This window comes from Cupriavidus sp. OV096, assembly GCF_900115455.1.
Lineage (GTDB): Bacteria > Pseudomonadota > Gammaproteobacteria > Burkholderiales > Burkholderiaceae > Cupriavidus.
Window position 1 is genome coordinate 149,693 of the sequence record NZ_FOWM01000007.1, and the last position, 25,458, is coordinate 175,150.

22 protein-coding genes are annotated in these 25,458 nt (G+C 69.0%); 10 read left to right on the plus strand and 12 right to left on the minus strand.

Translation table 11 applies throughout. The features are described from left to right. Window positions 1–52: 52 nt before the first annotated feature. Together BM115_RS17445 and cls are read right to left on the minus strand one after the other, a co-directional pair. Complete coding sequence (locus tag BM115_RS17445) at window positions 53–706, minus strand: TetR/AcrR family transcriptional regulator (RefSeq protein ID WP_092296575.1); 654 nt, start codon at window positions 704–706, stop codon at window positions 53–55. A 106-nt stretch (window positions 707–812) separates the two neighbouring features. Beyond that, a complete protein-coding gene (gene cls, locus BM115_RS17450; protein WP_092296578.1) occupies window positions 813–2,249 on the minus strand; it encodes a cardiolipin synthase in 1,437 nt (478 codons plus the stop codon). A gap of 314 nt (window positions 2,250–2,563) precedes the next feature. On the opposite strand from cls, the gene BM115_RS17455 reads away from it, so the two are divergent. From BM115_RS17455 to poxB, 5 genes are all read left to right on the plus strand, one after another. Next, window positions 2,564–3,322, plus strand: coding sequence for a response regulator transcription factor (locus tag BM115_RS17455; RefSeq protein WP_092296581.1), 759 nt, complete (start codon window positions 2,564–2,566; stop codon window positions 3,320–3,322). Window positions 3,323–3,517: 195 nt separating this feature from the next. Then, complete coding sequence (locus tag BM115_RS17460) at window positions 3,518–5,125, plus strand: methyl-accepting chemotaxis protein (RefSeq protein ID WP_092296584.1); 1,608 nt, start codon at window positions 3,518–3,520, stop codon at window positions 5,123–5,125. Between the two features lie 151 nt (window positions 5,126–5,276). Beyond that, complete coding sequence (locus tag BM115_RS17465; RefSeq protein WP_092296587.1) at window positions 5,277–5,480, plus strand: hypothetical protein; 204 nt, start codon at window positions 5,277–5,279, stop codon at window positions 5,478–5,480. 346 nt (window positions 5,481–5,826) lie between these two features. After that, on the plus strand, window positions 5,827–6,477 hold the full coding sequence (locus tag BM115_RS17470) for an HAD domain-containing protein (protein WP_092296589.1): 651 nt from the start codon (window positions 5,827–5,829) through the stop codon (window positions 6,475–6,477). 194 nt (window positions 6,478–6,671) lie between these two features. Beyond that, a complete protein-coding gene (gene poxB / locus BM115_RS17475) occupies window positions 6,672–8,399 on the plus strand; it encodes a ubiquinone-dependent pyruvate dehydrogenase (protein WP_092296592.1) in 1,728 nt (575 codons plus the stop codon). A 16-nt stretch (window positions 8,400–8,415) separates the two neighbouring features. Here poxB and BM115_RS17480 read toward each other — a convergent pair whose 3' ends face one another. Further along, entirely contained in the window at window positions 8,416–8,961 is a 546-nt protein-coding gene (locus tag BM115_RS17480; protein WP_092296595.1) for a carboxymuconolactone decarboxylase family protein, read from the minus strand. A 157-nt stretch (window positions 8,962–9,118) separates the two neighbouring features. On the opposite strand from BM115_RS17480, the gene BM115_RS17485 reads away from it, so the two are divergent. Next, window positions 9,119–9,976, plus strand: a complete 858-nt coding sequence (locus tag BM115_RS17485; RefSeq protein ID WP_092296597.1) for an AraC family transcriptional regulator — start codon at window positions 9,119–9,121, stop codon at window positions 9,974–9,976. Here the strand turns inward: BM115_RS17485 and BM115_RS17490 are convergent. From BM115_RS17490 to BM115_RS17505, 4 genes are all read right to left on the minus strand, one after another. Then, the gene (locus tag BM115_RS17490; RefSeq protein ID WP_255370882.1) at window positions 9,970–12,150 is read right to left on the minus strand and encodes a TonB-dependent receptor; all 2,181 of its coding nucleotides are present in this window, start codon (window positions 12,148–12,150) and stop codon (window positions 9,970–9,972) included. The genes BM115_RS17485 and BM115_RS17490 overlap by 7 nt on opposite strands. Window positions 12,151–12,271: 121 nt before the next feature. Continuing rightward, on the minus strand, window positions 12,272–12,646 hold the full coding sequence (locus tag BM115_RS17495) for a DUF3325 domain-containing protein (protein ID WP_092296600.1): 375 nt from the start codon (window positions 12,644–12,646) through the stop codon (window positions 12,272–12,274). Then, window positions 12,643–14,283, minus strand: a complete 1,641-nt coding sequence (locus BM115_RS17500) for a PepSY-associated TM helix domain-containing protein (protein WP_092296603.1) — start codon at window positions 14,281–14,283, stop codon at window positions 12,643–12,645. The genes BM115_RS17495 and BM115_RS17500 overlap by 4 nt, the downstream gene beginning before the upstream one ends. After that, window positions 14,283–14,552 carry a DUF3649 domain-containing protein gene (locus BM115_RS17505; protein ID WP_369823484.1) on the minus strand — a complete coding sequence of 90 codons (270 nt, stop codon included), beginning with the start codon at window positions 14,550–14,552 and terminating at the stop codon, window positions 14,283–14,285. Before BM115_RS17505 ends, BM115_RS17500 begins: the two co-directional genes overlap by 1 nt. A 286-nt stretch (window positions 14,553–14,838) precedes the next feature. Here BM115_RS17505 and BM115_RS17510 point away from each other — a divergent pair, with 286 nt between their 5' ends. The 4 genes from BM115_RS17510 (at window position 14,839) to BM115_RS17525 (ending at window position 19,338) form a co-directional block, all read left to right on the plus strand. Then, window positions 14,839–16,425 carry a class I adenylate-forming enzyme family protein gene (locus tag BM115_RS17510; protein ID WP_092296609.1) on the plus strand — a complete coding sequence of 529 codons (1,587 nt, stop codon included), beginning with the start codon at window positions 14,839–14,841 and terminating at the stop codon, window positions 16,423–16,425. A gap of 9 nt (window positions 16,426–16,434) precedes the next feature. Beyond that, window positions 16,435–17,265: an IclR family transcriptional regulator gene (locus tag BM115_RS17515; protein ID WP_092296612.1), complete on the plus strand. Its 831-nt coding sequence runs from the start codon at window positions 16,435–16,437 to the stop codon at window positions 17,263–17,265. 75 nt (window positions 17,266–17,340) lie between these two features. Further along, on the plus strand, window positions 17,341–17,706 hold the full coding sequence (locus tag BM115_RS17520) for a 5-carboxymethyl-2-hydroxymuconate Delta-isomerase (RefSeq protein WP_092296615.1): 366 nt from the start codon (window positions 17,341–17,343) through the stop codon (window positions 17,704–17,706). A 282-nt stretch (window positions 17,707–17,988) separates the two neighbouring features. Then, entirely contained in the window at window positions 17,989–19,338 is a 1,350-nt protein-coding gene (locus BM115_RS17525; protein WP_092296618.1) for a sigma-54-dependent transcriptional regulator, read from the plus strand. Here the strand turns inward: BM115_RS17525 and BM115_RS17530 are convergent. The 5 genes from BM115_RS17530 to BM115_RS17550 are packed head-to-tail and all read right to left on the minus strand — an operon-like array spanning window position 19,270 to window position 25,442. After that, complete coding sequence (locus BM115_RS17530) at window positions 19,270–20,088, minus strand: amidohydrolase family protein (protein WP_092296861.1); 819 nt, start codon at window positions 20,086–20,088, stop codon at window positions 19,270–19,272. The genes BM115_RS17525 and BM115_RS17530 overlap by 69 nt on opposite strands. Beyond that, the gene (locus BM115_RS17535) at window positions 20,085–20,897 is read right to left on the minus strand and encodes a GIY-YIG nuclease family protein (protein ID WP_177219955.1); all 813 of its coding nucleotides are present in this window, start codon (window positions 20,895–20,897) and stop codon (window positions 20,085–20,087) included. Before BM115_RS17535 ends, BM115_RS17530 begins: the two co-directional genes overlap by 4 nt. Continuing rightward, window positions 20,890–22,035, minus strand: a complete 1,146-nt coding sequence (locus tag BM115_RS17540) for an aminotransferase class I/II-fold pyridoxal phosphate-dependent enzyme (RefSeq protein WP_092296621.1) — start codon at window positions 22,033–22,035, stop codon at window positions 20,890–20,892. Before BM115_RS17540 ends, BM115_RS17535 begins: the two co-directional genes overlap by 8 nt. An 18-nt stretch (window positions 22,036–22,053) precedes the next feature. Next, window positions 22,054–24,054 (minus strand): 8-amino-7-oxononanoate synthase, encoded by a 2,001-nt coding sequence (locus tag BM115_RS17545; RefSeq protein WP_255370883.1) that lies wholly within the window; start codon window positions 24,052–24,054, stop codon window positions 22,054–22,056. A gap of 47 nt (window positions 24,055–24,101) precedes the next feature. Then, window positions 24,102–25,442 (minus strand): hypothetical protein, encoded by a 1,341-nt coding sequence (locus BM115_RS17550; protein WP_092296624.1) that lies wholly within the window; start codon window positions 25,440–25,442, stop codon window positions 24,102–24,104. Between the last annotated feature and the right edge of the window lie 16 nt (window positions 25,443–25,458).

Genomic DNA, 25,458 nt, shown 5'->3' on the forward strand with positions numbered 1-25,458 from the left:
ATTCTTTTACTTGGATGCCACGTGGTCCCCGCCACGTGGCATTTTTTTGGTCTCAGGCCACCGTCAGGCCGTTCTCCACCATGTCCAACAGCCGCGCACCGATGATGCCGGCCTGTTCCTGCGCGCGGCTGCGCAGGGGGCCGTCGATCAACAAAATGGCTAACCCGTGGACGGCGGACCAGGCGACATACTCTGCGCCGGGGCGGCGCGCCGCTGGCAGCAGGCCCGCATCGACCCAATGATCGAGCGCGGCGCCCAGCAACTGGAACGGGTTGAGGCCGCTGTTGCCGGCCTTGGCGGGGTCCGGGTCGTCCTCTACATCGTCCGGCACCGAGAAGGCGGTGCGGAACAGGCCTGTCTCGGCCAGCGCATAACGGAGGTAGCCCGCACCCACCGCGCGCAGGCTCCCGCGCGCGCGCTCGGTGGCGGAGGCATTGGCGGGCAGCGCTGCCAGTTCGGTCTCCATGGCCATGGCCAGGCCGGACAAGGCCGCGGCGCGCACCGCCTCCAACAGGTCCTGCCGGCTCGCGAAGTGACGGTACGCGGCATTCGGCACCACGCCCGCGCGGCGCGTGGCTTCACGCAGCACCACGGCCTCCGGGCCGCCAGTGCGTGCGAGATCGATCCCGGCTTCGAGCAAGGCGCGCCGTAGATCGCCATGTCGATAAGTGCTCCGCGTGGGCGGCGTGGCGGCGACTCGGCTCATATCAAACTCCCATGTGGACATCGTCCACTCATTCTGCTTTGTATAGTAGACAGTGTACACAAGGAGCGCCAGCCGCCAATGTGGACAACGGCGGCAGCGGATTTGCTCAGAGGATGGGGGCGAACAGCTTGGCCACGTGCATCGCCACCCGGAGCAGCGCGGGCGAGGCCAAAAATTCGTCGCGACTGATCTCGCGCGCCTCGGCGAAGTCGGCCTCGAGCATGCGCGTGACGTCCCGCGCGAAGGCCGGATGCGCGGTCATCACCATCATCTCGAAATTGAGCCGGAACGAGCGATTGTCGAGATTGGCGGTGCCCACGGCGGCGGCCTCATCGTCGATCAGGATCACCTTCTGATGCAGGAAGCCGGGCTGGTAGCGGTAGACCTTCACGCCTGCGCACACCGCCTGGTAGGCGTAGATGGTGGACGCCGCGTACACCACGAGGTGGTCCGGGCGCGACGGAATCAGGATGCGCACGTCCACCCCGCGCAGCACGGCAAGGCGCAGCATGGCGAACACCGCCTCGTCCGGCACGAAGTACGGCGAGGTGATCCAGACCCGCTTCTGCGCCGACTGGATCGCCTCGACGAAGAACAGCGAGCAGGTCTCCTGCGCGTCAGCCGGGCCGGACGGCACGACCTGGCAGATCATCTCGCCCACATCGCCATGCGGCGGCAGCATCAGGTACGGCACCTCCTTCGCGGCCCAGTACCAGTCCTCGGCGAACGCCATCTGCAGCTCCAGCACCGCCGCGCCGCGAATTTCGATATGCGTATCGCGCCACGGCGAGAGCGGCGCCCGCGCGCCCAGGTATTCGTTGCCGACGTTGTGCCCGCCCAGGAAGGCGCGCGCGCCGTCCACGACCACCAGCTTGCGGTGATTGCGAAAATTCAGCTGGAAACGATTGACGAAGCCGGGATGCGTGGCGAAGGGCCGCGCCTCCACCCCTGCCTGCTGGAGCGTGCGCACATAGCCGCGTCCGAGTCCATGACAGCCGATGCTGTCGAACAGGAAATAGACCTTCACGCCGGCGCGGGCGCGCTCGCACAGGCGGCGCTGGAGTTCGCGGCCCAGTTCGTCGTCATGGACGATGAAGAACTGCACCAGCACGACCTGCGTGGCGGCGTCGATGGCAGCGAAGATGGCTTCGAAGGTCTGCTGGCCGTTGATCAGCAGGCGCACGTCGTTGTTGGCCAGGCACGGCATGCCGGTCAGACCGGGCAGCGCGCGCATGCAGGCCTGCGCCGGCGCCGTCACCACGCAGGCTGACATGGCCTCGCGCTCGGACGCGGTCATGCCACGGCGGATCTCGCGCAGGCGGTCATTATTGAAACGGCGGGCATTGACGTAGCCGGCGAAGGTGCTGCGGCCGAAGATCAGGTACGGAATCAGCGCGAAGTACGGCATCATCACCAGCGACCCCGCCCACGCAATGGCGCCGGGCGCGGTGCGGACCGTCATCACGGCATGCAGTGCGGCCATCACGCCAACGATATGGAAGGCGACCATCACTGCGGCGATCACGCTAGGACTCATCAACATAGGCGGATGGTTCGGCGCTGCGGGCCCGTACATGGATGAGCCGTATTCTGGCATACCCGTCACATGAGGGCATCCCCCCGATCGCCATATGCCGGTCGGGCTGCCTCATTTTTAGGCGCGCCGATGCAATGGCGTGCCGGCGCCGGTGCGCCTCCGCCCACCCGCCAGTTATCCACACGTTCTGTGGATAAGCCTGACCCGGTTCGCGGCGATCCCACATTTAAGGGAATGGCGATTGTCCGGCCGGGCATGCCGCCGCTACGCTCTGACGGTTCCTCTCCGTCAATCCGTTTCAGTTTTCTGGTAGTTGTAGCATGAGTGTTTCGACCAACATTGCCTTACTGGCCAGCCGCGCGGCCCGCCTCCACCCCATCCAGGACCTGCTCTCCCTCGCGGGTTTCCAGTGCACCCTCTTCCTTGCCGGCCGGGACCTGATCCACGGCCTCAGCCATGACAGCTACGACATGCTGCTGGTCGACCGCGACCTGCAAGACATTTCCGCCATCGACGTGATCCGTGCCGTGCGCGCCGTCCGCGCCCGCGACATGCCGATCATCATGATCGGCGGGCAGCATAACAACGACAACGACCTCGTGGAGGCGCTCGACGCCGGCGCCGACGACTACGTGCTCGAGGCCCTGAGCAACCGCGTGCTGCTGGCGCGCATCTCCGCTCTGCGCCGACGCATGTGCGGCGCGCGCTTCCGCAACAACCTGCCGATGCGCGCCGGCCCCTACGAGCTGAACAGCCCCGGCCGCTTCGCCATGCTGAATGGGCGCCGCATCGCCATGACGCCGAAGGAGTTCGACCTCGCCACGCTGCTGTTCGCCAACGCGGGCCGCATCCTGGCCAGCAAGCGGATCGAACATATGATCTGGGGTCATGACCTGCCGCCGCTCTCGCGCGCGCTGGCGGGGCTGGTCTCGCGCATGCGCCGCACGCTCGATCTCTGCCCGGCCAACGGCGTCACCGTCAATGTCGTGTACGCGCAGGGCTACCGGCTCGACATCCTCGACCAGACCGTCCGCGCCGACCTGACGGGCCCACCCGGCCAGCCGTTGCTCCAGCCGTAACCCGCCCTCTGCGGCCTGCGCCGATCTCCCCGTTGTGCGACGGTGTCACGCCTGCGTCACACCGTTCGCCGAGCATGGCGGCGCACCGCAACGGGAATATGCCCCGGTCGTCCACACCGGGCGGCACGGCAGGCAGCCACGCGGCGGGCATCGGGTCATGGCATGGCCGGGGCAATCCCGGCAGGAGTCTGTTTCGTGTTGCAAGCCATCCAACTGAGTCTGCCGCGCGCACGCGGCGAAGCCGTGTGGCAACGGCTGGTGCGACTGCCGCTGGCGGCGCGGCTGTCCGCCGCATTCATTCTGGTCTATGTCTTCGGCGCCGTGGTCGGCCTGATCGGCATCCTCAATCTGGTTACCCTCAAGCAGGACACCGACATCCTGTATCAACGCGACATGCGCGGCGCCATTTCGGCGGAACGCGCGCAGGCCGCACTGGCTATGCTGGGCCGCGCGCAACTGGCGCTGACGCTGGCCACGAGCACCACCGAGCGCGACGCTGCCGGCGCGGACATCCGGCAGGCCATGCGCCAGCTCGACGCCGCCGTGGACGGCGTGCGCCAGGCCGCGCCGCGCCAGGCACAGGCGCTGCAGAAGGAGCGCGCAGCGGCGGGCGAACTGATGCAAGGCTACGTGGCGCTGATCAACAAGCAGCCGCTGGACGCGCTGCAGTTCGACAGCGCCGTTTCCGTCGACGGCCATTTCCTGGGCGAGCAACTGCAAAAGCTCGGCGCGCTGATGGAAGCCACGCGCGCCGGCCTGGAGCGGCAGGCCGCCGACACCGTGGCGGGCGTTGCCGCGAGCCAGATCGGCGCACAAACGCTGATGGCCGCGCTGCTCGTGGCCAGCTTCGTGGCGGCCGGCGCGCTGGCGTGGTTTGCAGCGCGCAGCCTGACGCGCGAACTCGGCGGCGAACCGCGCGACGCCGCGGCGGCGGCCAACCGCATCGCCAGCGGCGACCTGACCGCGCATATCAACCTGCGCAGGGACGATCAGACCAGCCTGCTCTATTTCCTGGCTGGCATGCGCGACGAACTGGCCGGCGTGCTGGCCCGCATTCAGGAGTCAGCGCACGAGATCACGGACACCAGCGGCGATATTGCCGACGGCAACCAGCAACTCGCGGCACGCACTGCGCAGCAGGCCGAGGCACTGCGCCACGCGGCGGCCAGCATGACTCGCCTGACCGCGCTCGTCGAACAGGTGCATGAGCAGGCCAATGAATCGAGCACGATGGCCAACCAGGCGCGCACTGCATCGGGCGCCGGCATGGCGGTGGTACGCGACATGAACGGGACCATGGCCAACGTGCTGGGCCATTCGCGCAATATCGCCGAGGTGGTCACGGTGATCGAGGGCATTGCGTTCCAGACCAATATCCTCGCGCTCAACGCCGCCGTGGAAGCCGCGCGCGCCGGCGCGGCGGGGCGCAGCTTCGCGGTGGTCGCGCAGGAAGTGCGCGCGCTGGCCCAGCGCAGCGCCAACGCCGCCCGCGAGATCGGCGGCATCGTCGGCGACGCCACGCGCGAGATCGAACGCGGCGCCAGCCTCAGCGGCACCGTGGTGGCGGCGATGGAAGGGATCGAGTCGGCGGTCGATCGCAGCCACAGCCTCGCGGGCCATCTGCGCGCGCTGGCCGAGGAACAGGCCGCCGGCATCCGCACCGTGGGCGATGCCCTCGCGGAACTCGGGCAGACCGGGGCGCAGAACGGCGCGCTGGTGGACACCGTGGCACAGCACGCCAACCGGCTCGACGAGGAAGCCGCCGCGCTGGAATCTGACGTGTCGCGCTTCCAGTTCCAGTAGCCCTGCCACGCTGCACCGCAGCAATGTCACGCCATTGTTAAAGTTTCCGGTCTTTGCTGTCGTAAATAAGCGAATGCTGATTCTCCCCGGGTCACGGCCCGGCTAGCATGATCGCTTGCCTCTCAATCGAGACGCACAGCAAGGACCAGGCATGGCGCTACGCAAGGCAGTGCAGGACGATTCGTCCTTTCATGATGATCTCGACGCGGCGGGCCGCGACTGGGCGCCACGGCTCAAGCCGTGCGGCGCCTGTCATGGCTGCGAGCAACCCGTGGGCCCGACTGTGCTGTTTTGCAGCGCGGCGTGCCAGCAATCATTCGAGCATTTCGAAATGCGTTTACTGCGCAAGCGGTAAGCCGCCTCACCGCCCCCCATCGCCCCACCGTCCCTGCCCGCCCCTTCTCGGCCTCCAATCCCGCCTCGGGTAAATCCTAGTAATTCCCCTAATCGCGACGTGTCAACCGATGCGCTGGTGCATTCGTTTTCTTCTCCATTGGCCCCACATCCGCGCCGGAATCGACCCCGGATTCAGGCAGGTGTGTCGGCCGGAAACATTTGAGAACAAGGGGTAACGGGCATTTACGCCTCCGGTGTAGAAGTTACAGAACTGTTGCACTTACGCACGTTTTGTGTCGCCGCAGAAGCCGAATTGCCGAGTACGCTTGTCTCGACCAAACAGTACCGACTACCACAGGGAAATCATGTCTGAACGCCTCATCATGCTGGACGTACCCGGCGTCCTCTACTCGGACCGCTCCGCTGCCCGCCTGGGCGGTACGCCAATGAGCGGCACCCTGAGGGATGTCCGTTTCTTCGATCCGATCGCACTGGGCTTCCTGCGCCGGCTGTTCGGCATTGCCGGCGCCCGCGTGGTGGTGTCCGACGCCTGGCGCCGTGGCACACCGGCCGCGATCCTGCAACAACTCGACCTCCAGGTGGAAGGCATGACCCCGCGCGTGGCGGGCGGCCATGGCGCCGAGATCGACGCGTGGTTCGCACAGCGTGCCGCGCCGGGTAGCTGGGTGATCCTGTCGACGGCCGCACCGGCCTCGATGACGGATGCGCAGCGCCGCCACCTCGTGCAGGTGAATCCGGTCGAGGGCCTGACGGTAGAGAACTTCCGCCAGGCACTGGACATCCTCGGCGTGGCCTGCCCGTCGACGGTGACGCCCGATTCGCGCGTGGAACCCGGCCTCCAGGCCAAGCTGCGCCACCTCCAGCAACTGGCGCGCGAAGCCCCCGAGCGCTTCATGCCCGCGCCGGCCGCCGCCGAGGCCCGCGAGCAGGCCATGGCCGTCGCCGTAGCCAGCCTGACCGGCAAATCGCTGCAACCGGCCGCGCTGCACGCCTAAGCGACGCGCCGCGCCCCCGCAAGGCCGCCGCCATGGCGGCCTTTTTCATGGTCCGCGCGCATTCGACATGCCGACGCGCCGTGCGGATCGGACAGGACCGGCCCCGCGCGCTATCCTCCCCGGCCATCACCGCCTACCCTTGTACCTTGGGATTCCGCCTCGCTCGCAGGCACCGATCGTACAAGGAGAGCACCATGGCCAACCACGCAGCCGACCTCATCACCCGCGTCCTGCACGCAGTGGGCGTCGAACGCATCTACGGCGTCGTCGGCGACAGCCTCAACGGCATCACTGAATCGCTGCGCCAGCGCGGCGACATCGACTGGATTCATACCCGCCACGAGGAGACCGCCGCATTCGCAGCGGGCGCCGAGGCGCACCTGACCGGCAAGCTGGCCGTCTGCGCCGGGAGCTGCGGCCCCGGCAACCTGCACCTGATCAATGGCTTGTTCGATTGCCACCGCTCCGGCGTGCCGGTGCTGGCCATCGCCGCCCATATCCCGAGCGCCGAAATTGGCCGTGGCTACTTCCAGGAGACGCACCCCGAGCAGTTGTTCCGGGAGTGCAGCCACTACTGCGAACTCGTCACCAGCATCGAGCAGTTGCCCGGCGTACTCGAATCCGCGATCCGCGCGGCAGTGGGCCGCCGGGGCGTGGCCGTGATCGTGATTCCGGGCGATGTGGCGCTGCGCGAGGGCACGTTCGCCGAGTCCGCGCCCGCCGCCATTGCCTTGCGGCCCCCGGTGGTCACGCCGGACGCCGACTCGCTCGACGCCCTGGCCAGCCTGCTGCGCGGCAGCCAGCGCACAACGCTGCTGTGCGGGCGCGGCTGCGCCGGCGCGCACGACCAGGTGGTGCAACTGGCGGCCACGCTGAAGGCACCCGTGGTGCACGCCCTGGGCGGCAAGGAGTACATCGAATACGAGAATCCGTACGACGTGGGCATGACCGGGCTGATCGGCTTCAGCTCCGGCTACCACGCCATGCAGGAATGCGACACGCTGCTGATGCTCGGCACCGATTTCCCCTATCGCCAGTTCTACCCCGAGGGCGCGCAGGTCGTGCAGATCGATATCCGTCCGGAAAACCTCGGGCGCCGCACGCGGCTGGACATGGGGCTGGTCGGCGATGTCGGCGCCACGCTGGACGCCCTGCTGCCCCGCCTGGCCCCCAAGGCCGACGAAGCCCATCTGGCGGCGAGCCTGCGCCACTATCGCGACGCACGCCGTCAACTGGACGACCTCGCCACGGGCGACAGTGGCCGCAAGCCCATCCATCCGCAGTACCTGGCCCGCCTGCTGAGCGAGCAGGCCGCCGAGGACGCCGTCTTCACCTTCGACGTCGGCACGCCGACGATCTGGGCCGCGCGCTACCTGCGCATGAACGGCCAGCGCCGGCTGATCGGCTCGCTCGCGCATGGGTCGATGGCGAACGCGCTGCCGCAGGCGATTGGCGCCCAGTCCGCCTATCCGGGGCGGCAGGTCATCAGCCTGTCCGGCGACGGCGGTTTTGCAATGCTGATGGGCGATTTCCTGACGCTTTCCCAGCAGGGCCTGCCCGTCAAAGTGGTGATCTTCAACAACAGCGTGCTCGGTTTTGTCGCGCTGGAGATGAAGGCGTCTGGCTACCTGGAGTCGGGCACGTCGCTGCAGAATCCCGATTTCGCGGCCATGGCGCGCGCCATCGGCGTGCATGCCCAGCGCGTGGAAGACCCGCTGCTGCTGCCGGAGGCCATCGCCACCATGCTGGCGCATGACGGGCCCGCCCTGCTCGACGTGGTGACCAACACGCAGGAACTGGCGATGCCGCCGTCCCTGAAGGCGGAGCAGGTCAAGGGCTTCAGCCTGTGGGCGATGAAGGCCGTGATGAACGGCCGCGCCGACGAGGTCATCGAGCTGGCGCGGTCGAACCTGCTGCGCTAGACGGCGGCTAACCGGCTCAACGTGGGTTGAGCTTCACGCCGGGGAAATCCACCGGCACGTTCAGCGCCACGTTGATGTAGTTGGTGAACAGGTTCAGGGCCACGTGGGCGACGATTTCCACGATTTCTTCGTCGCCGAAGCCGACTTCGCGCAGTTGGGCCACGTCGGCGTCCGACACCTGGCCACGGTCGTTCACCAGCTTCAGCGCGAAGGCCAGCGCGGCGGCCGTCCGGGCATCCTCGGCACGCCCAGCCTGGGCGGCAGCCATCTCCTCAGCGGTGGCGCCGGCCTTGCGGCCCAGCGCCGTATGGGCGGCCAGGCAGTATTCGCAGCGGTTACGGTCGGCAACGGCCACGGCGATCTTCTCGCCGAGTTGCGCCGGAATCACACCGCCACCGAGCGCGCCAAACGCGCCCCACATCGATTGCAGCGCGGCCGGCGAATTGGCCACGGCGCGGAACATCTGCGGGGTCGTGCCGAAGGCGGCCTGGATCTGGGCCAGGGCGGCGGCGCTGCCGGCGGGGGCGTTGCTGGCGTTGGGCAGGGAAACACGTGCGGTCATGATGAACTCCTATATATAGAGCGACAGTGAGAGAGGCTCCCGGGGTGCCGGCTGAATCGCCTGGCGTCCGGGGTGTCTCTACTATGGCCGCAGGCATCGTACGAAGGGATACAATTCGTCCACGAAATCATCCTATTCGTCCAGATCGTCCAGACCCATGTCCTCGCTGCCGGAATCCCCGCCTGATCGCCTGTCCGCGCTGCTCGAACGCTTCCGCGTCCGCGCGCACCTGTTCCACACCGGGCCGCTCTGCGGCGTCACGCGCTTCGATGAAGCCGGCCGGGGCTTCCTGCACGTGCTGCGCGAAGGGCGCACCGAGGTCACGCATGGCGCGAGCGCCCTGCCCACCCGGCTGGTGATCGAGGAACCGTCGCTGCTGTTCTATCCGCGCTACGCCGTCCACACCTTCCACAATCCGCCGGTGGAGGGTTCCCAGTTCACCTGCGCCACGCTCGATTTCGATGGCGGGGCCATGAATCCGCTGGCACGCGCCCTGCCGCCCCTGATCGTGCTGCCGTTGGCACAGGTAGATGGGCTCGATCCCGCGCTCGCGCTGCTGTTCGCCGAGACGGAGCGCGTGCGCTGTGGCCAGCGCCTGTTGGCCGACCGGCTGTTCGAAGTGGTGCTGATCCAGCTGCTGCGCTGGCTGCTCGACCATCCCGAGCAAGCCGGCATCCAGCCGGGCCTGATCACTGGCCTGTCCGATGCGCGCCTGGCGCGGGCGCTGGTCGCCGTGCACGAGGCACCGGGCGAGGCATGGAGCGTGGAGTCGATGGCGGGTTGCGCCGGGATGTCGCGCAGCGCGTTCGCGGCGACGTTTCGGGAGGTCGTGGGGCAGACGCCAGCCGACTATCTGGCCGACTGGCGCATCAGCCTTGCGCAGGCGCGCCTGCGTGACGGCGTGCCGCTGAAACTGATGGCCGACGAGCTGGGCTACGCCAACCCGTCGGCCTTGTCGCGTGCGTTCCTGGCCAAGGTCGGCCAGTCCCCGCGCGACTGGTTGCGGACTCAGTAGTCCACGGTCATCGACAGCTTGAAGGTACGCGGCTGGCCGATCACGAGGATGCCGCCGCTCGACGACGCCCAGTAGTCCTTGTCCGCGATGTTCTCGACGCCCGCCCGCACCGTATAGCGCAGCTGCGACGCCTTGAACGCGTAGCGCGCCCCGAGATCGAATCGGTTCCACGACGGCAGGCTGATGGTGTTGGTCGTGTTGGCGGACTGGCGGCCGGTCTGGATATAGCGGCCGGACACCGTCGCGCCCGGGAGGAACGGCAGGTCGTACTCGCCGCTCATCGTCAGCGTGTAGATCGGCACGCCCACACCCGGCTTGCCCTCGGTGTTGGCGTTGCCCGTGTTCGACACCTTCGAGTCGATATAGGACACGCCGCCCAGCAGGCGCACGCCGCGCAGCGGCTCGCCGAACACGCTGAACTCCACGCCGCGATTGCGCTGGTCCCGCACGGCGAACACATTGCCCTGCGTGACGCCCGTCGGCTGCTCGATCTGGAAGAACGCCAGCGTGGTGCCGAAGCTGCCCGCGTCGTACTTCGCGCCCACTTCATGCTGCTTCGACTTGGCCGGCGCGAACACCTGCCCGGCGTTGATGGTGTTGGACGGCGCGGTGCCGCCCTGCGCCAGACCCTCGATGTAGTTGTAGTACAGCGAGACGTTCTGGAGCGGCTTGACCACCAGGCCGAACATCGGCGACGTGGCGGACTCGCTGTAGTTCGCCGTCTGCACGCCCGTGGCCGTTGCGTAGCCACGGATGTTCATCACCTGCTGGCGCACGCCGCCGGTCAGCAGCACGCGGTCGTTCAGGAACGACAGCGTGTCCGAGAACGACACCCCGTTGATGTTGACCCGGCCCGTCACGTTCGGATCGGCCATATTGCCGGTGGTCGGGGCGGCCGGGTACGGCACGGTCGGCGCGTTGTAGAGATTGGTTGGGAACGCGGGCGAGGACTGGAACGCGCTGCTCTTCTCCTGCTCCAGGCCGGACCAGCTCAGGTTCACCGTGTGCTTGACCGGGCCGGTTTCGAAGCGGCCACGCACGCCCACTTCACCGGTGTAGGTATCCTGCTTGAACGGAACGGTCAGCCGCGTGGCCGTGCCAAAGCCGTTATTCCCGACGTTCGCGCCGCTGTAGTTGCCGAACTCGTTGCTGTGGTGCGCGCCGAAGGCGGCGTAGGTGGTCCAGTTCCTGGTGACGTCGTACTCGGCGCGGATCGTGCCGTAGGTGTCTTCCAGCTCGGAATACGTCCATGGCTGGGCGAAGTTCGTCGAGGCGGACGGCACCGCCGGCAAAGCCGTACCCGACAGCTGGACCGTGCTGCGGCCCTGGTTGATCCGCTGCTTCTGGTAGCCGAAGTCCGCATTCACGCGGAACGCGTCGCCCTGGTAGTCCAGGCCCAGCGTGAACAGGCGCTGCTGCCGGCTCTCGTTGTCCACCGGGGTATCGCCGCCACGCGCCATGGCGTTGACGCGCACGCCGAATTCCTTGTTCTTGCCGAAACGGCGGCCCACATCCACATGGCCGCCCACCTGCGAGTCGCTCGTATAGTCGATGGTCGCCTGGGTGATGTCCGCCGCCGTGGCGTACTTGGGCACGAGGTTGATCATGCCGCCCGTGCCGGAGCCACTCGGCGACACGCCGTTCAGGAAGGCGCTGGCGCCGCGGAACACTTCCACGCGCTCCAGCCCTTCGATGGCCACCAGCTGGCGCGGGGCGATGCCGAACAGGCCGTTGTACTGGATGTCGTCGGTGGTCAGCGGGAAGCCGCGCACCACGAAGGTATCGGCGAAGTTGCCGAAGCCGTAGGCGGTGCGGATCGCCGGATCATCGGCCAGCACACCGGCAATGCTGCGCGCCTGCTGGTTCTGGATCTGCTGGGACGTGTACGACGTCACGCTGAACGGCACATCCATGAAGTCCTGGTTGCCCAGCACGCCAAGGCGGCCGCCGCGTGCGACCTGCCCGCCGGCATAGGGCGCGGGCAGCTGGTCTGCCGAGGCGTCGGCATGGACGGTGACGGCGGGCAGCGTGGCGCTCTCCGCGCTGGCGGCGGGCTGGGCCGCTTCCTGGGCGAAGGCGATGGTCGGCAGCACGCCGGCAGCGGCCAGCGCGGCCACGAGATGGCGCAGCGGCGTGCGGGATGCACGTCCGGCACGCGGTACGGAATAAGACAAGGTGACACTCCCAAGTAAAACGATTTCATGCCCGTCCGCGCCGCTGATCGCGGCGGGCGGGTTTTTTCCCGTATCCGTCTGGATGGTGGCGTCGCTCTGACGGCGACGCTCGTTTGTGCCGCTACGCCTGCACGATCAGGATCGCGCTCAGCGCAGCCGCCACACCGATGCCGATCGCCCCGCGCGCGATGCGCGGCGTGACCTGCGGTGCATAAGAGAAGGCGCCCACCACTGTCAGGGCGCTGACGGTGAGCAGGCCGGCCCAATAGATCACGCCGAAGGCCCAGCCCTGGGCGGCCACGCACGCCGCCAGGGCCAGTGCCAGCGCGATCCAGCCCTGCCAGCGCAGGCGGCGCACGCGGGCCGGCGGGGGCGCGGCGCCCCGGCCGAAGATGTCGGCGTGATGCCGGTCGATGGTCTGGGCCAGCCAGGTGAAGCCGCCCACGGCGAATCCGATGCCGGCCACGCAGGCCGGCCACATGGCGGGTGCGCTCATGACGCCTCCCCCATGGCACCGGTGCGCGCCGACGCGTCTGCGCCGCGTGCCGCCGGACGAGTCCGCCCGAGCCACCACGCCGCCGCGCCCAGCCCGAGGCCAATCGCCAGCACCGTCAGGTCGAAGCCCGCCAGCACCGCCGGCCCATGCAGCAGCGTCACGCCCAGATGGGCGGTGCCGGTCAGCGCGTTCAGCAGCGGCAGGCCCGCGAACAGCACGGCGCCGATGCCCAGCAGCACGCGCCACATGCCGCGCGTCGGGCGGATCTGGGCGACCAGCGCCGCGATGGCCCAGGCCGCGAAGAACATGCGGATTTCCATGTCGGGCCGCTGCGCGATACCCACCGGCACGAGCCGGTTGGCCCAGAAGTAGCTGGCGAATGCGATCGGCAGGCCGGCAATCACGCCAAGGTTGAGCGCTTCCACCAGCCGCAGCCCAAACGGCGTGCGGCCCGTGGCAGCAATCGTGTGGGCGTGGCTCTTGCGCGTCCTCACGGCCCAGAGCAGCGCGCCGGTCGCCACCATCAGGCAGCCGGCCAGCCCGGAGGCAAAGAAAAGCCCGCGCAGCAGCGGCGGCGCGAAGTGCGCGATGTGCAGCCCCACCATCACGCCACGCGTGGCGCTGGCATTGGCCGGATCGTCGCCGAAGGTTTCCTTGAGCGCGCCGGTGGTGCCGGCGAACAGGACGGTCGGCTGCACCGACGACAGGCTGCGCCCGGCATCGCGCGTCATCGTGACGAGGGCGTTGGCGTCGTTGGGGCGCTCCACCGTGATCCGGGCCGGGGCCACGCCGTCCCACCGGGCGGTCGCCTGCGCCAGCATCGGGCCCACCGGGGCCAGCGGCACCTGCACGCCAGACGCCTGCACGCGCGGGGCGCGGAGGCCCAGCTCGGTGTCGAACCGCTTCGTATCGCCCTTATAGACCGCCTGCACGCCCCACGGCATGTACAGGAACAGCAGCGTCACGAGGCCCGTGTAGGTAATCATCAGGTGAAACGGCAGCGCCAGCACGGCGGTGGCGTTGTGCGCATCGAGCCACGAGCGCTGGCCCTTGCGGGCGCGGAACGTGAAGAAGTCCGCGAAGATGCGCCGATGGGTGATCACGCCGCTCAGGATGGCCACCAGCATGAACATCGTGCAGAAGCCGATGACCCAGCGCGCCCAGATCGCCGACATGTAGTGGAGATCGAAATGCAGGCGGTAAAGGAACTCGCCGCCGCGCGTCTCGCGGGCGCCGGGCACGGGCGTGCCGGTCACGGCGTCGAGCGTGCGCGTCTCCAGCCGGGCGCGGTTGCCCTTGCCGGCATCCTCGGGGCGCGGCTGGCGCAGCCAGAACACCGAGGTGGTGGGACGGCGGTCGTCGGGGAGATTGATGAACCAGCGCTCGGCATTGGGTGCCTGTTCGCGGAGGAAGGCGATGGCGCCGTCGGCAGCCCGGCGGGTCGCGTCGGCGTCTGTGTCGCCACCCAGCCGCGCGTGCAGTTCGGGCTTCATCCAGAGCGTGATCTCGTCCTTCACATAGCTGGCGGTGCCGCTACAGAAGACGAGGAACAGCACCCAGCACACCAGCAGGCCCGCCCACGTATGCAGCCACGCCATCGACTGGCGCAGCCCCTGACCCTTTCGCAATTCGGCCATTACGCGCTCCGCAGGGCCAGCCAGCCCAGTCCCAGGACCGCGCAGGGCACGGCCAGTCCGATCCACGCGCGCCATGCCGACTCGACGGCGAACACCCAGATCACGGCCAGCGCGTACCAGAGGAACGACAGCAGGGAGGCGGTGACTACCGCTTCGGCGCGCGCCATATCGGTCCAGCGTGCCAGCGCGAGCGAGACGCAGCCCGTGGCGAGTGCTGCGAGCCCGTAGCCGCCCAGGATGCCGGCGATCGCCCGCGACGCGACCGCCACGCGATAACCGGTCGAAATGCCCTGCTTCATGTTGCTGCGAATTCCGTGAAAGCCGCAATGATAAGCGTTCTCATATGCATTGTCTTTCAGACCTCGCATTTCGGCGGGTTATGGCGGGGTAGACATTGAAGACATGTCGCGAAAAGCCCATAGACGGAAATCTCAGTAATTCTGCATTGCAGAACCATCATTCCACGCTGCGGTTGACAGCTTCCGGGGATCGATGGGACGATGCCACGCATCAATACCGGCGACTTCACGCCGGAAGCCTTGCCCGGAGACATGCATGCGCAGTACCGCTTTCCCCGCGGACCGTTCTGGTCACGCGTCCACCCCCGCCCAATCCGACTCCTTCCGCCCCGCCTTCCAGCGCCTGCACCAGACCATGGGCCCGTGGGTGGCCAGCCATCCTGACCGCGTGGCCGTGATGGATGCCCACCGCGCGCTGCGCTATGGCGAACTGGACCTGGCCGTGCGCGAGACCGCCCAGACGCTGACCGCGCTCGGCGTGCGCGGCGGCGACCGCGTGGTGCTGGTGACCGAGAACAGCGTCGGCTGCGCCGTGCTGCTGCTGGCGCTGAGCGCCATCGACGCCTGGTCGGTGCCGGTCAATGCCCGGCTGTCGGCGCGCGAGATTGCCAATATCGTCGAGCACGCCGGCGCGCGCGTGACCTTCTATCTGGACAACGATTTCCCCGAAGCCCGCGAGCACGGGCTGGCGCGCGGCGCGCAGTGGGCCGATGCTGCCGTGTGGCCGCACGTCGGCAAGCTGCTTGTCAGCGCCATCGACGAGACGGCCGTGGCGGAGCCGGTAGCCGCCGAGGCCCGCGAGCAGGTGGCCGCGCTGATCTATACAACCGGCACCACGGGCGCCTCGAAGGCGGTGATGCTGACGCACGCCAACCTGATGTTCATCGGCCATTCCAACCGCCTGCAGGCCCGCGTACAGGCCGGCGACCGCGTCTACGGCGTGCTGCCGATCTCGCACGTCTATGGGCTGTCCGTGCTGCTGGTGGGCCCGGTGTCCAACGGCGCCACGGTCTACTACGAACCGCGTTTCCGCCCGGAGAAGCTGGCGCGCACGCTGGTCGAGGAACAGCTCACCGTGCTGCACGGCGTGCCGGCGATGTACGCCAAGGTGATCGAATGGAGCCGCGCGCAGGGCCAGTCGCTGCGCACGCCGTCGCTGCGCATGGCGCAGTCGGGCGGCGCGCCGCTCACGGCGTCGCTCAAGGCATCGTTCGAAGACGCCTTCGGCATCGTGCTGAACAACGGCTACGGCATGACGGAGACCTCGCCCACCGTGTGCCAGACCCGCGTGGATGCCCCGCGCGCCGACTGCTCGGTCGGCCCGGTGGTGCCGGACGTGGAAATCCGCCTCGGCTCCCCCCTGCCGGACGGCAGCGGCGAGTTGCTGGTGCGCGGCCCCAACGTGATGAAGGGCTACTACCGGCGCCCGGACCTCACGGCGCAGACCATCGATGCCGACGGCTGGCTCCATACGGGCGACCTCGCGCGCATCGATCCGGACGGCGCGGTGTCCATCGTCGGCCGCTCGAAGGAGATCATCATCCACTCGGGCTTCAACGTGTATCCGGAGGAAGTCGAGCAGTCGCTCAATGCGTTCCCCGCCGTGCTGCAATCGGCCGTAGTGGGCCGGGCCACCGAGGGCAACGAGGAAGTGATCGCCTTCGTCGAGGTGCGCGGCGGCATGACGCTGGACGAGCCCGCGCTGCGCACCTTCCTGCGCGACCGCCTGTCGCCCTACAAGATGCCGGCCGAAATCCGCGTGGTGGCGCAGCTACCCGCGGCGCCGTCCGGCAAGATCCTCAAGGCGAAGCTGCGCGAGCAGCTTGCCTCCGGCAACCTTTGAGCCACGCACATGGATAGCCAGGCCGATTCCCTCCCCGACCTCCCGCCCGCCACGCCCAAGGTGGACAACCGCAAGGAAGACCGCCATTTCGTGACCGCGCTGGCGCGCGGGCTCGACGTGCTGGCGTGCTTCCGCGCCTTCGACAGCGAACTCGGCAATGCCGAACTGGCCCAGCGCTGCGGGCTGCCGAAGTCGACCATTTCCCGGCTCACGCACACGCTGACCGAACTCGGCTACCTCCAGGCGCTGACCGAGCCGATGCGCTACCGGCTGGGCAGTTCCGCGCTGGCGCTGGTGCCGTCCGGCCAGCCCGGCGCGGACGTGCTGGCGGTTGCGCGGCCGTACATGCAGGAACTGGCGGATCTCTCGCAGGGCGTGGCCTCGTTGATCGTGCGCGACCGGGGCCGCATGCTGATCTACGAGAACTGCCAGTCGGAGAGCTACCTCACGCTGCGCGTGGCCGTGGGCAGCCGCGTTTCCGGGCTCAATACGGCGGCCGGGCGGGCCTACCTTGTGGCCCTGCCGCCGGCCGAGCAGCGCCAGGCGCTGACCGCCTTCCGCGCCGATGACCGCGTCAGCGCGGCCCATGCCGAGGGCGTGCTCTCCGCCAGCCGCGACGAAGCCCGCCGGCTGGGCTGCACCACCTCGTTCGGCGAATGGCTGCCCGACATCAACTCGATCGCCGTCGCTTTCCGGCCCGGCCAGTCCCTGCCGCCGATGACCCTCAGCTGCAGCGGCCCGAACGCCATCGTGCCGCCGGCGCATCTGCTGGAAAAGGTGCGCCCGCTGCTGCGCGACCACATCCGCCGCATCGAGGCCGCGTTCGGCGTGGCGGCCTGAGCCGGGGGGTTTCCCGGAGGGCGCCGGTTTGCCGTACGATGCTGGCTTTCCCTCCGATCCTTCGACGCTCCCGCCATGCCGCAACTGATCATCGAACTCACCGAAAACACCCGCCTGACCTGCTCGCAGGACGAGCTGCTGGACGAAGCCAACGCCGCGCTGCTGGCCACCGGTCAGTTCCGCGAGCCGGACATCAAGTCCCGCTGCGTGACGCTGACCACCTACCGCCAGGGCACGGAAAACCGTGACCGCGCCTTCGTGCACGCCACCGTCTGGATTCTGGACGGGCGCGAGCAGGCCGTGCGCAAGCAGGTGGCGCAGGCCGTGTGCGATGTCCTCACCGACGCGGTGCGCCCCGGCGCCGGCCAGAGCGTGCAGGTCAGCGTGAACGTGCAGGAGATGGAGCGCGCCGTGTTCACCAAGCAGATCATCGGCGAGTAAGCCAGCGCGGCGGCGTCTGCACTGTCAGCCATATGCATCGCAATATCTGACGCCGCCGCGTTCGCCCCCGGCCGCCATCCGGCGGCAAGACTCGTTTCACCCGCGATACACCCCCGTTGTGCCTTTAACATCCGGCAACCCTGTGCTGAGCATTTTTGACATGGGGCGGCCGTGACCGTCGCCTAGTATGTTCTGGGATGCCTGCCGGCCTGCCCCCCGGACCCGGCGCCCACCCTCCCCGTTTTTGATCTCCCATCGTCTTCGCTCCCCTGCGAGGTGTCTATGCGTGTCGTGCTCTATCAGGAAGAGGCGCTGCGGCTCCGTCAACGCCTGTGCGAGCACGGCCTTCCCGAGGAAATCGACCTGTCCGGCGCGGGCGACGGCATGCTGGTGGTCGTCGTCCTGGCCCGGGACACACGCGTGGCCGCCGCCGCCGAGCACTGGCTGCGCAGCGTGCCCCGCCCGGACGCCTTCATCGCCGCCTGCACCGCCGCCACGCGCGCGCAATGCCGGCAGGAGCCATGGTGGCCCGGCGGCATCTGCGACGTGGTAGCGGCTGACGACGAGCCGGGCATGCTGACCGAACTGGCGCTCCGCCTGAAGCGCCTGCACGAGCTGGAATCGATCCTCACCTCCGACTGGCTGCGCAAGCGCGCGGTGGGCCACTCGGCGCCCTGGCGTGAAACGCTGCGCGCAGTGGCGCAGGTCGGCCGCTTCGGCAGCGGCGCCTGCCTGCTGACCGGCGACAGTGGCTGCGGCAAGGAGCTGCTGGCGCGGCTGATCCATGATCTCGATCCGGTGCGGCGCAGCGGCCCCTTCATCGTGGTGGACTGCACCACGCTGAGCCCCGAGCTATCCGGCAGCGAGCTGTTCGGCCATGCGCGCGGCGCCTTCACCCACGCCGTGGCCGCGCGTGACGGCGCCGTGGCGCTGGCCGATGGCGGCACACTGTTCCTCGACGAAATCGGCGAACTGGACCTGCTGCTGCAAGCCCGCCTGCTGCGCGTGGTGCAGGAGCGCGCCTACAAGCGCGTGGGCGACGACAACTGGCGGCGCTCGGACTTCCGGCTGACCTGCGCGACCAACCGCAGCCTCGACGCGGAGGTGACAGCAGGCCGCTTCCGCAGCGACCTGTACTTCCGCATCACCCAATGGACCATCCACGCCCCGCCGCTGGCGGCGCGGCGCGACGACATCCCGCTGCTGGTCGAACACTTCCTGGCCGAGCACGCCGGCACGCCGCCGCGCGTGATGCCCGAGGTCATGCAGCAGCTGATGGCACGCGACTATCCCGGCAATGTGCGCGAACTGCGCCACGTGGTGCTGCGCATGGCGGACCGCCAGCAAGGCTTCCACGTGCTCAGCACGGGCTGCCTGGACCTGCCGCTGGCCGATGTGATGGCCGCCACCGGCCTGATGGATGGCTGGGAGGGCGTGCTGGCCCGCGCCGTCGAGGGGGCGCTCGATGCCGGGCTGGGGCTGAAGAACATCGGCCAGATCGCGGAAGCCATCGCCGTGAAGGTGGCGGAACGGCGCGCCGGGTCCACCAGCCGCGCCGCCGAGCTATTGCGCGTCACGCCGCGTGCGCTGCAATTGCGCCGGCAGGGGCGGCCCACGGAGGGCTGCCCGTGAGGTCGGCCCTGAGGTTGCCACGCGGGCGCCGCCAATCATCCGCAGCGCGTTGCCGCCGGCCATGCGCGCGAAGGCTTCCGGCGATGGGCGCAGCGCGCGGATCTTGGCCAGCTCCAGCCCCGGATGCAGCCACGGGCCGTCCGAGCCGAACAGCAGCTTGTCCGGGCCGGCGCGGGCGAAGGCTTCCTCGAGCAGGTCGAAGCGGCGCACGCCGGCCGTATCTGCAAACAGGTTCGGATGCCGCACGATCAGGTCGATGACCTGCCGCTGGGCGGCCCAGTCGTCCGCGAAGCTGCCGAGGTGGGCGAACACGAACGCCACGTCAGGATGGGTCTGCGCCAGCAGCGAGAGCGCGCCGGTGTCGCCGCCGGCGTCGTACAGCACCGGCAGCCGCCAGCGGCGCGCAGCGTCGCAGACCTGCCGGTGAATCCGCGCATCGTGACGATGTACCTTGATGCCGCGCAGCCCCAGCCGCAGCACGGCTTCCTCGATCATCGCGTGCAGCCGGTCGCGGTCGCGCTCGGCGTGGACCATGGCGAAGCCGATCCAGCGGCGCGGGTCGGACCGCACCAGCGCAGCGACGTCACGGTTGCCTTGCGCGTAGTCCGACTGGAACACGGGGAGCAGCACCGAACGCACGATGCCGGCCTCGCTGGCGCGGCGCGCGTAGGCGGCCAGCGGCGCGGTGGTGTCCCACGGGCCGGTCATGCCGTCGCCCTGGCCGGCGTGGACGTGGAAGTCGACGATCATGGCAGCCGCCATTCGAGTTCGAGCTTCTCGCCGGACTTCATCGCCAGCGTGCGCTTGTCGTCGCCCGTGCGGAAGGCGTTGATGTGGGTCGCCCGTCGCAGCAGGCTCGGCGGCAGGATGTTCACAATCGTGATGCCGGAAGGCCCTGCGAGCAGAACATCGCCGACCAGCGCGCTGTTGTGAATGCTGCCACGCAAGGCGCGGATGACGGCGTGCTCGACGGCAGACAGGTCCTTCTCCTTCCTGACGCTGGCTACCCAGACGCCGAGCCCGCGCAGCGCGCCGTGCACACCCGCGCACCACCGGTGCTGCTTCATGCGGCTACCCAGCGTCTTCGACAGGCCGACATAGATCGGCGTCGTGCCACGGACGAGGATGTAGACGCCCGGCCCCGATACGGTCCGGTCATCAACCGCCAGCTTGAGCGATTCGAACCTCCGCCACGCCAGCGTCACGTTGACCTCTCGCGTGACTTCCTCCTCCAGCTCCGGCGCGAAGCCCTCGTACAGGTGCCCGCCCGGCCGTGGCGCCGCCAGCTGCAACCCCACCAGTTCCATCCCCCCGCGCGGCTGCTGCCGCGCCAGCAGGCAGGCCCGGCAGCACGCGTCGGTGCTCTCGAAGCGGGCAGTGCCCAGCCGTGGCTGGGTACTCACGCGCCGCGCGCGGGCGATGATCAGCCGCAGGTCGTTGACCAGCGCCTGCGGGGGCGTGCCGGGCGGATAGCGGCGCATGGCCGCCACCAGCCCCATCAGCCGGCGCATGCGCCATGGCGCAAGCTCCAGCGTGTCTCCATCAGCGGTCTTAAACATGCTGGGGTTCCTCCATTGGGGTCGAAGACGGCCACGGCGCCTGGCGCGCGGCATCGGGCAAGTGCGGCGCGAGCCGCGTCATGGCGGCCAGCAAGGCGTCGATATCCGCGCGGCGATGATTGGCCCGGACGATCAGCGCCAGCGCGTGGCGCCCCTCGGGCTGGCGCAGCAGCGCGGTACGGAAGCCGGCGGCGCGCAGGCCGGTGTGCAGCGCCACGGTGCGTTCCGTACTGGCGAGCCGCACGTGTTGCATCGGATGGTCGCGCGGCGGCGCGTGCAGGTCCGGCAGGCAGCCCCGCGCCAGCGCGCGCAGGCCGGCCTGCAGGCGGCGCAGGCGCTGCCAGAGCCGCGCGCGCAGGACATCGCCCGCCATGCGGTTGATTTCCAGCGCACGGAGCCCGGCGCGCAGCGCGACCTCGCTGGCGGCGCTGCTGTGGGTCTGGGTGGGGCCGTCCCGGGCAATCGCCTGGACCAGCGCGGCAGGCCCGCACAGCGTGGCCAGCGGCGCGCCGAAGGCCTTGGCCCATGACGCCACCAGCAGCACCGGCTGCGCCGGATCGCACCCTGCGTGGCGCAGCGCGCCGCCGCCGCCGCTGCCCCACGGCTGGCGCGGCGACGCGGCGGCGCCCATCAGGCCAAGCATCTGGCTGTGATCGATCACGATCAATCCTCCATGCCGGCGTACCAGCGTCAGATAGCGCGCCAGCGGCAACGGCAGGCCGGCCAGCCGGGTGGCGTCCGCAATCACTGCCGGCGGCCTGCCCCGCCGGCGCAGGCGGTGATCGCGAATCCGCCGCGCCAGATCGGCCAGATCGCCGTGCCGGAACCACGCCACCGGCGCGCCCAGGCCGCGTACGCGCTCCAGGCCCCAGCGCATCACCGGATACAGCGCCTCGTCGGCAATCAGCGCGTGCGTGCGGCCCAGTTGCTCGAACACGTCGATGGCCAGATGCAGCGTGGATGGCGCCACCATGCCGGCCTCGCAGCCCTGCAGCGCCGCCGCGTCCGCCGCCAGCCGCCGCGCCAGTGGCGCAGCGGCCAGCGAGGCCGGGTAGCCAGTGGTCAGCGCGGCGTAGTCGCCCAACTGGTCCGCCGGGTGCCGCAGGCCCAGATACAAGGCCGAGGCGAAGTCGATCATGGCGCCGCTCCGTCCGCGCTAGGCGATGCGCAGCCCGCCCTTGTGCTCGTGCAGCCTGCGCAGCAGGTGCATGCCGGGCACCTGCACGTCCACCGGCTCCACGCCCACATCCACGCCGGTCACTGCCCGGTAGGAGTGGATATAGGTCTGGATCTCCGGCCGGAAGAAGGCGGCCCAGTTCGCGGCATTGACCGGGTCGCTGACCGAGTTCCAGTCGCTCCATCGGATCGACGAGACGATCTGCTCGCCCGTGGTGGCCAACTGCCAGAACTGGTAGGTGTTGGTATCGCCCCAGCCCTGCAGCTTGCGCATGCTCTCCACCGAGTGCATCCACGGCTCGGGATACGCCACCATCGCGCGCCGGGGCAGGAACTCACGGAACTCGGGGCGCGCCAGCATCCACTGCTGCATCATCATTTCCACGCGGGAGGTGGTGGGCAGGTCGCGGAACTGGTTGTGGGCCCCTTCGGACAGGATCAGGTGGACCTCGCGCAGCGCGTTGAGCAGCGGGAAGCCGTCCGGCACCACCGTGGTGTCGTCGGCCTGGCGGAAGAACGGCACGCACAGGTTGAGCAGCGTGTGGAACGCGCCCAGGAACTTGCTGCGCGTGTCGGCCGGCTGCACCTGCGGCACGGCCCGGCCGATGAGCTGGAAACCGTACTCGTGCTGGTACTCCGCCGCGCGCCGTTCGATCGGCAGGCGGTGCTGCTCGTCCTGCACCCAGCCCCAGATGATGTTGTTGAGCGGGCGCAGGGAATCGAGTTCGAACTGGGCCAGCGGGTCGCGTGGGCCGGCGGAGACGTTCTGGAAGCGCCGGGAGATCGCGTTCATGGTCTGCACCAGCTGGAGTTCCTCCATCCAGTAGCTCCAGATCAGCTCGATCAGCGGCGGATAGGTCAGCTTGGCCGAGATGTCCTGGTTCCAGTGGTCGAGCCACAGGCAGCCTTCGCCGCAATGGTCGAGGTGGCGCTGGGGCATCGGCGTGACGCCTTCGCCCGGTAGCGCGGCGCGCTCTTCCGGCACGGTCCGGTCCGTCAGCGCCCGGTTGATCCGCTCCGCCGCGTCCGTGCCCTGCAGGGCGGAGGCAATCCGCTGGAGGTACGGGAGCGTGGGCGAGGCCCCGCCGCCGAAATACTTGTTCGCCAGCACGTCCGGCTTGGTGATCTTCAGGCCGAGGCGGTCGTTGGCCAGGGCGATGGCGGTCGGGTCATAGGCCAGCAGCCGGGCGATGTCGTTGGCCGTCGGCCCGCTGGGCACCACGGCCCCCCAGGTGACTACGAAGGCTTCCGTCGCCACCTTGAGGGCCCGGTAGGCGTCGGTGTCCGTGAAGGGCAGGAAACGGCGCCGGCTGAGCCGGGCCGCGCCGCCATAGAGGAACGGCTCGCCATCCTTGCCCAGCGGCGTGTTCGCGTCCGGGAAGAACAGCGAATCGATCTGCTTGACGTAGTTGTCCCAGCCGAGCATGTCGGCATTCATCTTGATCAGCAGCCACAGGGCCACGTCGCCGGTGAGCGCGCGCGGGGTCCGCTGCAGGCGCACCGTGGTCGGGCTGACGTACTGCTCGGTGTCGAGCGGCCCGGAGCGGTCCGCGATCGGGTCGTCCAGCGGGTGGAAACTGGGCTCGCTCGGCACCGCTTCCCTCGGCGGGATCTCGACGTCGCGGCTGAGTTCCACGCCATGCCCCTGGGACAGGTACACGCCAATATCGGCCGACTCCTGGGCGCTGATGGCCTTGGGGTCAACCAGCTGCTCGATCAGTCCATTGATGATCTCGATCTTGGCCGGGAGGTCCACACCGCTCTTCATCCTGAGCGTGATGCGCGCCGTCAGCGTCTGGGGGCTGCCGGTGTCAGCGACCTTCCGGGTGTCCGTGGGCTGGTCGCCGATGTGGCATTGCGCCTGCAGGCTGTTGCTGAGCCCGTAGACGGGTATCGTGACATCGTAGTCACCGTCCATCCCCTTGGTCGTCTTCACGATCAAGACGTCTTTGTAGGGGTGGATATCGTCCGAATTGACCATCACATTTCTCCCTCAGCAATTTCACGCCATCACGGAAATCACGAAAATCATGCATAAGCCGGAACCGGGGTCCGGACCGGGCGGCGCTGGTTCAACACCACACTCAGCTGCCTGCTGCCCGCCGACCAGGGCAGGTAGCCGGCCAGCGCCCAGCGCTGCAGCAGCGCCGAGATGATCTGCAGCTCGTCATTGGCCGGCAGCAGGCCGCTGTAGCGCGCCTGGCCGAGCACCGCGAAGGCCAGCGTCGGCGTGTCCGCCAACCCCTCCTGCGGGCGCTGCCTGACCCGCTCCCAGGCGGCCAGCAGCCGCTTGGGGTGACGGTCTGGCAGGCGCAGCGCCTCCGCCAGCGAGCGGCCGTCCAGCGCCGGGGGCCGCAGCGACAGCAAGGTCGCTACGAACCACGGCACGGCGCGGTCCAGCTGATCGAAGGCTTCGCGCTGGGCCGCGCTCATCTGCCAGCGCGGATAGAGCTGCTCCCAGACCTGCTCCAGCGCGTCCCACTGCGGATGCGGATAGAGCGCGCGGCCCATGGCCAGGGACAGCTTCACGCGGATCCACGGTGCCGGATGCGGATCGTCGAGGTTGATGCGCAGCACGAACGCCTTTGGCAGGCTCACCACGCTCATCAGCCCGCACGTGGCAGCGATGCCCACGCGCGACACCGCCCAGAGATCCGCCACGATCTCGCTGATCCAGCGGTCCCACGCCTGCCAGATCCGCTGCGCCGGGGTGCGCCCCTGCCCCACGCGGCTGGCGGACGCCCGCCGGTAGGCGTTGACGAGGTCCAGCAGCGCCGCCGCCTGGTGCCCCACTTCATGGAACAGGGACGCCGCGATGCCCGTGCCCACCATCCGCTCGCGCGGCATGCGGATCACCGCCACCGGATTGGCGCCGCCGCCCGGCAGCCGGGTGCGGGCGCGGCGGATGGCACCGCCATGGCCGCGCTCGACGTAGCAGATGACGGGCGGCGCCTCGATCGACGAGCCGGGCTGCTTGAGGCCATCCTGCGCGGCCACGTCGAGGCCCGAGAGCCAGATGCCGGTGCCGTGCTGGCTGCGCTGCGTCAGCACTTCCGCGAAGATCTCGAAGTGCGTGAGCGCCGCATGGAAGTACAGCTTGAGCAGGGCATAGCGCTGCTGGGCCCGCGCCACGTCGCGCGGCGTGGGCTGCAGGCCGCGCAGCAGGCGCAGGAAGCCCGTGATGCGCACGCGCAGCTGCTTGCGCTCCGCCTGCATATGGCGCTCGATGGCGCCCATCGCCTCATCGCTGACATTGGCGGCGGGCACCATCGGCATCTGCAACGCATAGGGCAGCTGCGCGTCCAGGCGTGCGCGGATGCCCAGCGCTTCCTGTTCCAGCAGACGCAGCGCGTGGAGGCTCGGGTTCATCGCGGTGTCCCGTGGC